This window comes from Pseudomonas sp. BSw22131 (genome assembly GCF_026810445.1).
Taxonomy (GTDB): domain Bacteria; phylum Pseudomonadota; class Gammaproteobacteria; order Pseudomonadales; family Pseudomonadaceae; genus Aquipseudomonas; species Aquipseudomonas huanghezhanensis.
Window position 1 is genome coordinate 338,496 of the sequence record NZ_CP113949.1, and the last position, 13,222, is coordinate 351,717.

10 protein-coding genes are annotated in these 13,222 nt (G+C 58.6%); 7 read left to right on the forward strand and 3 right to left on the reverse strand.

What is annotated here, in order from left to right:
* Positions 1 to 56 precede the first annotated feature (56 nt).
* The 3 genes from OYW20_RS01455 to gshA all read left to right on the forward strand — a co-directional run bounded on the left by OYW20_RS01455 (position 57) and on the right by gshA (position 4,549).
* On the forward strand, positions 57 to 2,381 hold the full coding sequence (locus OYW20_RS01455; RefSeq protein WP_268798966.1) for a Tex family protein: 2,325 nt from the start codon (positions 57 to 59) through the stop codon (positions 2,379 to 2,381).
* Positions 2,381 to 2,764: a PaaI family thioesterase gene (locus tag OYW20_RS01460; RefSeq protein ID WP_268798967.1), complete on the forward strand. Its 384-nt coding sequence runs from the start codon at positions 2,381 to 2,383 to the stop codon at positions 2,762 to 2,764. Before OYW20_RS01455 ends, OYW20_RS01460 begins: the two co-directional genes overlap by 1 nt.
* Before the next feature lie 198 nt (positions 2,765 to 2,962).
* Positions 2,963 to 4,549, forward strand: coding sequence for a glutamate--cysteine ligase (gene gshA / locus OYW20_RS01465; protein WP_268798968.1), 1,587 nt, complete (start codon positions 2,963 to 2,965; stop codon positions 4,547 to 4,549).
* A 423-nt stretch (positions 4,550 to 4,972) separates the two neighbouring features.
* Here gshA and argA read toward each other — a convergent pair whose 3' ends face one another.
* Positions 4,973 to 6,271: an amino-acid N-acetyltransferase gene (argA, locus tag OYW20_RS01470; protein WP_268798969.1), complete on the reverse strand. Its 1,299-nt coding sequence runs from the start codon at positions 6,269 to 6,271 to the stop codon at positions 4,973 to 4,975.
* A 129-nt stretch (positions 6,272 to 6,400) separates the two neighbouring features.
* Positions 6,401 to 7,552: an acetylornithine deacetylase gene (gene argE / locus OYW20_RS01475; RefSeq protein WP_268798970.1), complete on the reverse strand. Its 1,152-nt coding sequence runs from the start codon at positions 7,550 to 7,552 to the stop codon at positions 6,401 to 6,403.
* Between the two features lie 166 nt (positions 7,553 to 7,718).
* On the opposite strand from argE, the gene OYW20_RS01480 reads away from it, so the two are divergent.
* On the forward strand, positions 7,719 to 9,086 hold the full coding sequence (locus tag OYW20_RS01480; protein WP_268798971.1) for a CYTH domain-containing protein: 1,368 nt from the start codon (positions 7,719 to 7,721) through the stop codon (positions 9,084 to 9,086).
* Positions 9,087 to 9,231: 145 nt separating this feature from the next.
* Here the strand turns inward: OYW20_RS01480 and OYW20_RS01485 are convergent, their stop codons facing one another.
* Entirely contained in the window at positions 9,232 to 9,702 is a 471-nt protein-coding gene (locus OYW20_RS01485) for an Lrp/AsnC family transcriptional regulator (RefSeq protein ID WP_268798972.1), read from the reverse strand.
* A 153-nt stretch (positions 9,703 to 9,855) separates the two neighbouring features.
* On the opposite strand from OYW20_RS01485, the gene OYW20_RS01490 reads away from it, so the two are divergent.
* The 3 genes from OYW20_RS01490 (at position 9,856) to OYW20_RS01500 (ending at position 13,214) form a co-directional block, all read left to right on the forward strand.
* The gene (locus OYW20_RS01490; protein ID WP_268798973.1) at positions 9,856 to 10,203 is read left to right on the forward strand and encodes a hypothetical protein; all 348 of its coding nucleotides are present in this window, start codon (positions 9,856 to 9,858) and stop codon (positions 10,201 to 10,203) included.
* A gap of 120 nt (positions 10,204 to 10,323) precedes the next feature.
* Positions 10,324 to 12,108 (forward strand): GspE/PulE family protein, encoded by a 1,785-nt coding sequence (locus tag OYW20_RS01495; RefSeq protein WP_268798974.1) that lies wholly within the window; start codon positions 10,324 to 10,326, stop codon positions 12,106 to 12,108.
* A 167-nt stretch (positions 12,109 to 12,275) separates the two neighbouring features.
* A complete protein-coding gene (locus tag OYW20_RS01500; RefSeq protein WP_268798975.1) occupies positions 12,276 to 13,214 on the forward strand; it encodes an SPFH domain-containing protein in 939 nt (312 codons plus the stop codon).
* Positions 13,215 to 13,222 lie beyond the last annotated feature (8 nt).

The window sequence follows — 13,222 nt, forward strand, 5'->3', positions numbered from 1 at the left end:
TTAAGGCAGTTCGCCAGTAGCTGGATTTTTAGTACATACATTCGCCAGGTGGTTTTATGGACAGCATCAACAGCCGCATCGCCGAGGAACTCGGTGTCCGCCCGCAACAGGTCGAAGCGGCCGTCGCGCTACTGGATGAAGGCTCTACCGTGCCCTTCATCTCTCGCTACCGTAAAGAAGTGACTGGCAGCCTCGATGACACGCAATTGCGTCATCTGGAAGAGCGCCTGCGCTACCTGCGCGAGCTGGATGAGCGTCGCGTCAGCATCCTTGCCAGTATTGAAGAGCAAGGCAAGCTGACCCCTGAGCTGGCTCGCGACATCAAGCTTGCCGACACCAAAACCCGCCTCGAAGATTTGTACCTCCCCTATAAGCAGAAGCGCCGCACCAAAGGCCAGATCGCTCTGGAAGCTGGCCTCGGTGAGCTGGCCGATGGTTTGTTCAATGACCCGAGCCTGGCCCCCGAGACGGAAGCGGCGCGCTTTATCGACGCCGAAAAAGGCGTGGCGGACGTAAAAGCGGCACTTGAAGGCGCCAAGTACATTCTCATGGAGCGCTTTGCCGAAGATGCCTCGCTGCTGGAAAAGCTGCGCAGCTTCCTCAAGCACGAAGCTGTGATCAGCGCACGCGTAGTCGCAGGCAAGGAAGAAGAAGGCGCGAAATTTCGCGATTACTTCGAACACGACGAACCCCTGAAGAGCATGCCGTCGCACCGCGCACTCGCGATCTTCCGTGGCCGTAACGAGGGCATCCTCAGCGCCGGCCTAAAGGTAGGCGAAGAGCTGCCCGGCACCATGCACCCGTGCGAACTGATGATTGGCGAGCGTTTCGGTCTACAGAATCAGAACAGACCTGCCGACAAGTGGCTGGCCGAAGTGGTCCGCTGGACCTGGAAAGTGAAGCTGTATTCGCACCTTGAGACAGACCTCTTCGGCGAGTTGCGTGAAGGCGCCGAGGCAGAGGCGATCAACGTGTTCGCCCATAACCTTCACGACCTGCTACTGGCAGCACCTGCCGGCCCGCGCGCGACATTGGGTCTGGACCCGGGCCTGCGCACTGGTTGCAAGGTCGCAGTGGTCGACTCCACAGGCAAACTGCTCGATTACGCGACGGTTTATCCGCATGTCCCGAAAAACCAGTGGGACCAGACTATCGCCGTGCTGGCAGCCTTGTGCGCCAAGCATGCGGTGGACCTGATCGCCATTGGCAATGGCACCGCCAGCCGCGAAACCGACAAGCTGGCCGCTGATCTGATCAAAAAATACCCAGGCCTGAAGATGACCAAGGTCATGGTGTCCGAGGCGGGAGCTTCGGTTTACTCGGCCTCGGAGCTTGCCGCCAAAGAGTTCCCGGATCTGGACGTTTCGATCCGTGGCGCGGTTTCCATCGCCCGTCGGCTGCAAGACCCGCTGGCTGAACTGGTGAAGATCGATCCGAAATCCATCGGGGTCGGCCAGTATCAGCACGACGTTTCCCAGCTCAAACTGGCACGCGGTCTGGATGCCGTGGTCGAGGATTGCGTGAACGCCGTGGGTGTGGACGTCAACACGGCCTCGGTTGCGTTGCTGGCACGTATTTCCGGCCTCAACGCCACGCTCGCGCAGAACATCGTGTCTCATCGCGACGAAAACGGCGCCTTCAAGACCCGCGCTTCACTGAAGAAAGTCGCGCGTCTTGGCGAAAAAACGTTCGAGCAGGCGGCCGGTTTCCTGCGCGTCATGAACGGCGACAACCCGCTGGATTCTTCAGCCGTTCACCCGGAAGCCTATCCGCTGGTGCAACGCATCGCCGCCGAAACCGACCGCGACATTCGCTCGCTGGTGGGCGATGCCAGCTTCCTCAAGCGACTGGACCCGAAGAAATTCACCGATGAAACCTTCGGTTTGCCAACGGTCACCGATATTTTGCAGGAGCTGGAAAAGCCAGGCAGAGACCCGCGCCCTGAGTTCAAAACGGCCGAGTTTCAAGACGGCGTCGAAGACCTCAAGGATTTACAGTTGGGCATGATTCTCGAAGGCGTGGTTACGAATGTGACGAACTTCGGCGCTTTTGTTGACATCGGCGTGCATCAGGATGGTTTGGTGCACATCTCCGCATTGTCGGAAAAATTCATCAAAGATCCGCGCGAAGCCGTGAAAGCGGGCGATGTGGTGAAAGTGAAGGTCATGGAGGTCGACATCCCGCGTAAGCGCGTCGGCCTTTCGATGCGCATGAGTGACACGCCCGGCGAGAAAATCGACGGTGCTCGCGGCGCACGTCCGGGCTCGGCGCCTCGCCAGCAGCAACAAAGTGCCCCGCGTAAGGAAGTGGCCACAGCCGCGCCTGCCAATAACCCGATGGCGTCTTTGTTTGCCAACGCCAAACAGTTGAAGAAGCGTTGATGGATATCTCGCCGGAACTGACCGAAAGCGCGTACTTCAAACACCTCGGCTGCCGGGTAGTGCGGCTGGGCGAGGGCGTTGCAGAAGTCGCGCTGCCACTTGAACCGCATTTACGCAACCGCGGCAATGTGATGCATGGTGGCGCTATTTTCAGCCTGGTCGACATCACCATGGGACTGGCGTGTTCCAGCTCTCATGGCTTTGATCAGCGCAGCGTGACGATTGAATGCAAAATTAACTATGTACGCGGCGTTGCCGAGGGCGAGGTCACTTGCATCAGCACGGTTTTGCACGCTGGCAGACGAACCCTCGTTGTAGAAGCCGAAGTCCGTCAGGACGACAAACTTGTCGCGAAAGCGCAGGGCACGTTCGCTGTCGTCTAGATGTCGGATACGGTTATGGGGTAATTTCGGCACGGTGTAACGGTGTCGAAATACTCTCAAATCGATGCTGGGTCATCGGTTTCCGGAAACCGGGCGTTCAGGCCGAAACGAGGCGTCAACGCCAGTTTTTTTCCTCACCCTTGTAGACCGTCATTACGATCCCCATATAGGGCCGACTGATGCGTGAAGGAATTCAACTTGAGCGAAATTCTCAACCGCCGCCTGGCTCTGCTTAGCGAGCGCACTAACCTCTCCCTGTTGGAGCAGTGCCTGCACGGCATCGAGCGTGAATGTCTGCGCGTGACCGGCGATGCGCGTCTGGCCCAGACGCCTCACCCCGAAGCACTTGGCGCTGCGCTGACCAACGAACAAATCACCACGGACTATTCCGAATCGCTGCTTGAGTTCATCACGCCGGCTTTGAAAAATCCGGCCGATACGCTGGCGAACCTGGACCAGATCCACCGTTTTGCCTACAGCAAACTGGGCGGCGAGTTCTTGTGGAGCCCTTCCATGCCGTGCCCGCTGCCGGCTGAAGAAGACATTCCGATTGCCTATTACGGCACCTCGAACATTGCTCAGCTCAAGTACGTCTATCGCAAGGGCCTGGCCCTGCGCTATGGCAAGACAATGCAGTGCATTGCCGGCATCCATTACAACTTCTCGCTGCCTGAGGCTATCTGGCCTGTGCTCAAGCAGACTGAGGACTTCGACGGCGACGCTCGCGATTATCAATCCCACAGCTACATCGGGCTGATTCGCAACTTCCGGCGCTATAGCTGGTTGTTGATGTATCTGTTCGGCGCGTCGCCTGCGCTGGACGCAAGCTTTTTGCGCGGTCGCTCGCATCAGTTGGAGCAACTGGACGCCGACACACTTTATCTGCCGTACGCGACCAGCTTGCGCATGAGCGATCTGGGCTATCAGAGCAACGCCCAAGCCGATCTGACTCCGTGCTATCACGACCTGCTGAGCTATACCGACAGCCTGCGCAAAGCCGTGGCAACGCCTTATGCGCCGTATGTTGAAATTGGCACGCACAAGGACGGCGAGTGGATTCAACTGAACACCAATGTGCTGCAGATCGAGAACGAGTACTACTCGACCATTCGGCCCAAACGCGTCACGTATTCCGGTGAGCGTCCGATTCAGGCGTTGGTGGCGCGTGGCGTGCAGTACGTCGAAATCCGTTGCCTGGACATCAACCCGTTTCTGCCGACCGGCATCGACTTGCAGCAAGCGCGCTTTATCGATGCGTTCATCCTGTTCTGTGCCCTGCAGGAAAGCCCTCAGCTGGCGAACAACGAGTGCAACAACGCGGCTTCAAACTTCCTGACCGTGGTCAAGGAAGGGCGCCGTCCGGGGCTGGAGCTGAGCCGCAACGACACAACCATCGACCTGAAAGTCTGGGCGGACGAGTTGCTGGACACCATCGAGCCGATCATCAAACTGCTGGATGAGAGCCAAGGGATCGATGAGCACGCAACGTCTCTGGCCGTGCAGCGCGCCAAAGTGGTTGATGCTTCCCTGACGCCGTCGGCGCAGGTTCTGGCCAGCATGGCGGAGCACAAGGAAGGCTTTACGGCGTTCTCGTTCCGGCAGAGCGAAGCACATGCCGAATACTTCCGCAGTCAGCCGCTGAGCATGGAGGACCAGTCGCAATTCGAAACCCTGGCCCGCAATTCTCTTGAGCAGCAGTCAGAGCTTGAGCAGACCGAAGAAGTGGTCGATTTCGACACCTTCGTCGGCGCGTATCAGGCGAGTATCCTGGCGATCAGTAACTGATCAAACCTATGGCAGTGGGAGGGAGCTTGCTCGCGATGGGGCAGTGTCAGACGATTCATCTGCATCTGCATCTGCATCTGCCAAGCCAACCGCGAGCAAGCGCGCTCTCATCAAACATCAGATATATCGTTGATTTAAAAGGCCCCAAAATTTCGCGTCTGCCGCAGGCGTGGGAGCTCCGCTTGCCAGCGATGGGCTGCGCAGCAGTCCTGAAACCAGACGCCTCAGTCGTGCCTGACATGCCGAATTGCTAGGATTTACTGGCGCTTCGCACCAGATCGCAGGCAAACGGAACGCCGCCCGGCCAGCTCCCACGCCCTTCGGACAGAATCAAAAACAGAAGCGCGTACTGCCAATGTTTGCTGCGCGACAGCGCGGCGTCTGGACGACGGGGGGATCTCCTACGAAGCTTTTGAGCGCTTGTTACAGCGCCTTCTCGAAGATCTTCGAATTACGCTGATAGTTGTACAGCGATGCTCGCGCACTCGGCAGACGATCTACACTGCTGGGCTCAAAGCCGCGTTCGCGGAACCAGTGCGCGGTGCGGGTGGTGAGGACAAACAGGGTCTTCAACCCGAGTTCGCGCGCACGCTCCTCGATTCTCTCAAGCAGCTCGTCGCCGCGCCCGCCGTGGCGGTATTCCGGGTTGACCGCCAGACAGGCCAGCTCACCCGCCTGTGAGTCGGCAATCGGATACAGCGCCGCGCACGCGATGATCAGTCCTTCACGTTCGACCACGCTGAACTGCTCGACCTCGCGCTCCAGCACCTCACGCGAGCGACGCACCAGAATGCCTTGCTCTTCCAGCGGCGTGATCAGTTGCATCAAACCGCCTACGTCGCCGATGCCTGCTTCGCGTACAAACTCAAATTGTTCCTGCGCCACCAGCGTGCCGCCGCCTGCTCGGGTGAACAGCTCCGACAGCAGTGCGCCGTCTTCGGCATAGCTGACGATATGGCTGCGCGCAACGCCGCCACGGCAGGCTTCAGCCGCTGCATCCAGCAATTCAGCCTGGTAATTGTTGCCCAAACGCTGCAAGTGCGCCGGAACTTGCTGCGGCCGCAACTCACGTACCAGTTTGCCTTGTGCATCCAGCAGGCCGGGCTCAGCGCCGAACAGCAGCAACTTATCGGCCGCCAGATCCACAGCCGCCCGAGTGGCGACGTCTTCGCAGGCGAGGTTGAAAATTTCCCCGGTTGGCGAGTAACCAATGGGCGACAGCAGCACGATCGAGCGCTCGTCCAACAGGCGATTGATGCCTTTGCGGTCGATCCGGCGCACTTCGCCGGTGTGCTGATAATCCACGCCCTCGAGTACGCCAATAGGCCGTGCCGTGACCAGATTACCGCTGGTCACGCGCAGCCGTGAGCCCTGCATCGGCGAGGCGGCCATGTCCATGGAGAGGCGCGCCTCGATAGCCAGGCGCAGCGCACCGACGGCATCGATCACGCATTCCAGGGTCGCGGCGTCAGTGATGCGCATGTCGCGATGGAAATGCGCCGTCAGCCCGCGAGCCTCGAGGCGGCTTTCGATTTGTGGGCGTGAACCGTGAACCAGCACCAAGCGCACGCCCAGGCTGTGCAACAGCACGAGGTCGTGGACGATATTGCCGAAATTGGGGTGCTCGATGCCGTCGCCGGGGAGCATGACGACAAAGGTGCAATCGCGATGGGCATTGATGTAGGGAGATGCGTGACGAAGCCAATTAACGTAATCGGGCATAACCGAAAGAGCCTGTGAAAAAGAGGGACGAAGGGTTAACACTCACAACGGCATGAGCTTTATCGTCGAAACAGGCATGGCAACACGCGCATTCTCCTTCTGGGTTTAACCTGGTTCACCGGGCGATGACTATCGGGCCGGTGTCAGGCAGTAGTGTTCGATCAATTGACGTAACAGACGCACTGTAGGCTGCAAGCGTGACATTTCAAGGTATTCGCCCGGCTGGTGCGCACACTTGATATCGCCGGGGCCCAACACGATTGTTTCGCAGCCAAGGCGCTGAAGATAAGGCGCTTCGGTGCCAAATGCCACTGCTTCGGCCGTATGACCGGTGAGACGTTCAGCCACCCGCACCAGCTCCGCATCCGCGCTCTGTTCGAACGGCGAGACTTCCGAAAACAGCGGCGCATAGTTGATCTGCACCTGATGCAGCTCCGCCAACGGCTCCAGCTTTTGCCTAATCGCGGCGCGCAACATTTCGGGGTCCATGCCTGGCAGCGGCCGCAGGTCGAACTCCAGTGAGCATTGGCCGCAAATACGGTTCGGGTTATCGCCGCCGTGGATGCACCCGAAGTTCATGGTGGGTTGCGGCACACTGAACTGCGGATTGCGAAACTGTGTCTGCCATTGCGTGCGCAGGCCTTTCAGTTCGCCTATGGCGTCGTACATCGCTTCAAGTGCGCTGTGCCCCAGGCTTGGGTCAGAAGAATGGCCGCTGCGCCCGAGAATCTCGATCCGTTCCATCATCACGCCTTTGTGCAGGCGGATTGGTTTCAGGCCAGTCGGTTCACCGATCACTGCCGCCCGGCCCAGAGGCTTGCCTGCCGCGGCCAATGCTTTGGCACCCGACATCGAGCTTTCTTCGTCGCAGGTCGCGAGAATGATCAACGGCTGCTTGAAAGGCTGGTCCAGCAGGTCGCGGACGGCTTCGATGATCAGTGCAAAAAAACCTTTCATGTCGCAACTGCCCAGACCTACCCAGCTGCCGTCGACTTCGGTCAGCTTCAATGGGTCGGTCTTCCACAGCGCGTCGTCGTAGGGAACAGTGTCGCTGTGCCCGGCCAACACAAGCCCGCCAGGGCCCGTGCCGTAGGTTGCCAGCAAATTGAATTTGCCCGGCAGCACTTGCTGTATATCGCAGACGAAACCCAGATGGCCCAGCCAGCCGGCCAGCAAGTCGATGACCGGGCGGTTGGAGTGATCCAGTGCAGGCTGAGTGCAGCTCACCGAGGGGGCGGCGATAAGGGCCGCGAACTGGTCTTTCATGGACGGCAACGGCATAAGCAATTCCTCGGCGGTTTACATCACGTGGACCATCATAGGGGCATTGGCGTCCGGGGATAAACTGTCACGGTTGATGTCCTGTACACTGCACGGCCCTCGTAGCTGTGTAGAACCCGGCTGCGTCCCCCCGTTTATCAGCGATCAGCGCTTGGATTCTCCGGCCATGCAGAAAGAAACCGAAATCAAACTCCGCGTCAGCCGCGAAACCCTCATCGCTTTGCGTGAGCACCCACTGCTCAAAAAGCGCAACAAAAGTGGCTGGGAACGGCTTGAGCTGTTCAATCAATACTTCGATACCCCCGAGCGCGAGCTGGCTCACGCCAAGGTCGCACTGCGCTTGCGCCGCGACGGCGACGCAATCATCCAGACCCTCAAGACTCGCGGCCAGAGCATTGCAGGCCTGTCTGAGCGAAACGAATACAACTGGGATCTGCCCAAGGCCAAGCTGGACCTGAAAAAACTCGACGGCGAGTGCTGGCCCGAGCAACTGGCGGACCTGGACAAGAAGACCATCAAACCTGTGTTCACCACCGATTTTGTCCGCGAGAAGGCTGAAATCGCGTGGGGCCGTGGCAAATCCAAAGTGGTCATCGAAGCCGCTCTGGACTTGGGCAAAGTCATCGTCGGCAAACAGGAAGAGGAAATCTGCGAGCTGGAGCTTGAGCTGCGCGAAGGTGAGCCTGCTGCATTGCTGGAATTGGCCGCCGAGCTGGCCGAGAAGCTGGCGCTGATGCCGTGCGACATCAGCAAGGCCGAGCGTGGCTACCGTCTGTTCGACGCCAGTAGCTATTCGTTGAAGCTGCCGGCCCCTCAAATCGCGGCTGAGCTGTCGCTGGATGAAGCATTCGCGGCCATCGCCTGGTATCTGCTGGGCAGCAGTCAGCGTCTGGCTGAGCAATATCGCTTCAATGGCCATTGGAGTCTGCTGCAGGAGTGGGTTGAAATGCTCGCCGAGCTGCGTGCCCTGGCGGGCAGTCTCGGTCAGGCCGCACCGCGCTCGACCACTCACGATCTGCGCGCTGCGCTTGATGCCCTGCTCGAAGACTGGCGCACTCTGGTGCACGCCGGACAAGAAGATGCAGACGTCCGCGCTGCGGCGCACGAGCAATTTATCGAAGAGCTGGAAGACCCGCGCTGGGGTCAGTTTTCACTGAACACTTCGCGCTGGTTGATGGCCCGCAGCTGGACCGTCGAGCGTAATAACCGCGGGAACCGTCAGGGCGCTGCGATGGTTGAAAGCTGGGTAGCCCGTTTCCTTGCTGATGAAGCGACTGCCTTGAACCTGGCGCGTTATCAGCAACAACCGGAAGACTTGGCCGAGCAGTTGCCGCGTATCGAACGCATTCAGGTCTGGCTGCATTACGCTCGTACGGCGCTGGACCTTCCTGAGCTGGATCGCCTTTACGGCGAGCTGAACAAGCTGGAGCAGTTGGCGCATCTGGACATCACCGACGAAATCCTCGACGCTCGCCTGCAGCAGACCATCGTCGTGCTGCAAAGCCGGTCGTGGAAGGTGCTGTTGAAGATGTAATCCTGCAAGACTTCGGCGCGTACCTAAGCGCATCGCGAGCAAGCTCCCTCCCACAGTACGTCGGCGGATGGAATTCTCCGCCAACCATAAATTCTGTGGGAGGGAGCTTGCTCGTGATGTTTGTGAAGCGGTGGGGCGCCACGCCCTACCGATCAATCGGCAGGCTGGTGGTCGACTTGATTTCCGAAAGCGCCACTGTCGAATTCACCTCCTGAATTCCCGGCACCAGCGACAACTTCTCAAAGAAAAACCGCTCGTACGCCTCGATGTCCGGGGTGACGATGCGCAGCAAGAAGTCCACTGAACCCATCAGCACATAACACTCCAGCACCTCCGGGAAACCACGTATCGCGTCGGTGAGCTCGGTGAAGTTCGAGCGGCCGTGGGCGTTGAGTTTGACCTCGGCGAAGATTTGCGTGTTGAGCCCGATCTTCTTTCGATCCAGCAACGTCACCTGACGCCTGATCACGCCTTCATCCTTCAGACGCTGGATTCGACGCCAGCACGGCGACTGCGAAAGCCCGACGGCCTCCGCGATCTGCGCGCTGGACAGCGATGCGTCTTCTTGCAGCAAGGCGAGAATTTTTCGGTCGTAAGGATCCAGCTCCGTTTGCATAGTCAATTCTCTTGTCTGTGACTTTTCGCATTAACAAGTCTTTATATGGCGAAACCAGCCAATCTTAGAGCAGAAATTCCGGATTGCGCGTGTAAAAATTCTCCACACCTTGAATGCCCAATCCTGCGTCAGTGCAAAACAGGAGTATCCACCATGTCGCATCTCGAACCCGTGCAAAGCGGTCTGGCACGTCAGGACGTGTGGTCTGCCAGTAACGCAACGTGTCACGTGCGCTATCAGCTGTGGGTTGAGGCTGAGGCCGACTCCATCTGTCGAGTGCTCAACCTGTTCGCCATGCAGTACCTGATTCCGCAGCAGGTCAGTGTTGTGCAACAACAAGACATGTTGATGATCAAGGTTGAGGTCGATGGCCTGACGTGGCATCGCGCTCAGGTGATCGCCGAGAAAATGCGCAGTTTGATCAATGTTTGCTCGGTGGAACTGGAATCGATCGCTGGTCTGCATGCGGTTCCCGACGCCGCTTCATCGATGGCAGGTTAAGCCTGCGGGCAGGTTTATCCGAAAAATCGTAATGCCTGCTCACATGCAGGATGCAACAGCTGGCACGCTTGGGACTATTCTTGCTTACCGAAGTAAGCCGTCACGTCCAAAGGAGTCCGCATGTCCGTCCTCGCCTCATCATCTCAGGACCGCTGGCTGGATCTGAACGACCTGTTACGCGATCTGGTTGCGCAAGGGTTGATGGATCAAGACAGCGCCGAACAAGCGTTGACCCTGCGCCGCAGTGCGCAAAATGCCCAAGTCCATCCTGTGGAGTTTCTTGCCGCCCAGCAGTTCGACAATGGCAAACGGCCTGGCAAGAAACTCGATCTGGAAACGCTGACTGCCTGGCTGGCGGAACAGGCGGGCCAGCCTTACATGCGCATTGACCCGCTGAAAATCAACGTCGCGGCCGTCACCCCCTTGATGTCTTACGCGTTTGCCCAGCGCCACAAGATTTTGGCGGTGGATGTGGACCGGGACGCGGTGACCATCGCCAGCGCTCAACCTTTTGTCAGCGCCTGGGAAGCCGATCTGACTCATGTCTTGAAGCTGCCGATCAAGCGGGTGGTCGCCAACCCGGTCGATATTCAGCGCCTTGCGGTTGAGTTCTACCGACTGGCCAAGTCCGTCAGCGGAGCCAATGCAGCTGATCAGAAACTGACCAATCTGGGCAACTTCGAGCAATTGCTCAAGCTTGGTGCCAGTGACCAGGAGCCAGACGCCAACGATGCGCACATCGTCAACATCGTGGATTGGCTGTTTCAGTACGCCTTTCAGCAACGTGCCAGCGATATTCATATCGAGCCCCGCCGGGAGCAAGGCATGGTGCGCTTTCGTATCGACGGCGTGCTGCACAACGTTTATCAATTCCCGTCCCAGGTGAACATGGCGATTGTGAGCCGCCTGAAAAGCCTGGGAAGAATGAACGTGGCTGAAAAGCGTAAACCGCAGGATGGCCGGGTCAAGACCACAACCCCTGACGGGGGAGAGGTCGAGTTGCGCTTGTCGACGCTGCCTACGGCTTTTGGCGAAAAAATGGTAATGCGGATTTTCGACCCTGAAGTGTTGCTCAAGGACTTCGACCAACTGGGCTTTTCCAATGATGATCTGCGCCGATGGCAGGACATGACGCGCCAGCCCAATGGCATCATCCTCGTGACAGGCCCGACCGGTTCTGGCAAGACCACCACGCTGTACACCACGCTGAAGAAGCTGGCGACCTCCGAGGTCAATCTATGCACCATCGAAGACCCCATCGAAATGGTCGAGCCAGCGTTCAACCAGATGCAGGTTCAGCACAATATCGACCTGACCTTCGCCAGCGGCGTGCGCGCCCTGATGCGTCAGGACCCGGACATCATCATGATCGGCGAGATTCGGGACCTTGAAACCGCCGAAATGGCGATTCAGGCTGCGCTCACCGGGCACTTGGTGCTTTCGACGCTGCACACCAACGACGCGCCCAGTGCGATCAGTCGGCTGCTTGAACTGGGTGTGCCGCACTATCTGCTCAAGGCCACCATTCTCGGCGTAATGGCGCAACGCCTGGTGCGTACGCTGTGTCCGCACTGCAAGGCGCCGGTGGAACTGGACGAAGCCGACTGGCAGGCGTTGACGCGTCCGTGGCAGGCGCCCGTACCGACCGGTGCCCATCGAGCAGTGGGCTGCGTAGAATGCCGTGATACGGGTTACAGAGGCCGTGCAGGGGTGTACGAGATCATGGTGCTGTCGGATGCCGTGAAATCGCAGATCGTCGCTGACCTCGATCTCACCGGCTTGCGCCGCCAGGCCTTCAAGGAAGGGATGCGCAGCCTGCGACTGTCCGGCGCGCAGAAAGTGGCTGCCGGTTTGACTACGCTTGAAGAAGTGCTGCGCGTCACTCCGCAGAGCGAGCAGCGTTAAGGCACGGCCGCTTTCTTCTGTAGGAGCCAATTCATTCGCGAAAGATCTTTCAGCCGCTGAAGTGTTCACTGACTGAACGACGTCTCGCGAATGAATTCGCTCCTGCAGACAATCAGCGATAGTGTTCTGCACAGACGTACTCATTCAACAACCAACAGGGAAAAGTTATGCAAATCGGTAGTGTGGTTTTACTGTTCGTCGCTTTGGCGATCGCCATTGTGTTCATGGGTTTCAAGGTCGTGCCGCAAGGTTATCAATGGACGGTCGAACGCTTTGGTCGATACACCAACACCCTTAAACCGGGCCTGAACATCATCGTGCCGGTCATGGACCGCATCGGGCGCAAGATCAATGTCATGGAAAGCGTGCTGGATATCCCGCCGCAGGAAGTCATCACCGCTGACAACGCCACCGTACAGATCGATGCAGTGTGCTTCTTCCAGGTGGTCAATACCGCTCAGGCGGCTTACGAGATCAACAACCTGGAACACGCGCTGCGCAACCTGCTGCAAACCAATATTCGCACTGTGCTCGGCTCCATGGAGCTGGACGCGATGCTCAGCCAGCGCGACAACATCAATGAAAAACTGCTTCGTACTGTCGATGAAGCGACGGCGCCGTGGGGCATCAAGATCACCCGGATTGAAATCAAGGACATCAGCCCGCCTGCCGACTTGATGGCTGCAATGAGTGGCCAGATGAAGGCGGAGCGGATCAAGCGTGCGCAGATTCTGGAGGCTGAAGGCTTGCGAGCGTCTGCGATCCTCACTGCCGAAGGTAAGAAGCAGGCGCAGATCCTCGAAGCCGAAGGCGGACGGCAGGCTGCATTCCTCGAATCTGAGGCGCGAGAACGCCAGGCCGAAGCAGAGGCCAGGGCAACGCAAGTGGTTTCCGAAGCTATCGCCACCGGCAACGTTCAGGCGATCAATTATTTCGTCGCGCAAAAGTACATTGATGCGCTGGGCCAACTGGCGTCCGCCAACAACAGCAAAGTGATCCTGATGCCGCTGGAAGCCAGCCAGGTAATTGGCGCGGTGGGCGGTATCGGGGAGATCGTCAAAGCCACGTTCGGCACGCAGCCACCCACACCGACCAAGACGGTCTGAGGGGGACG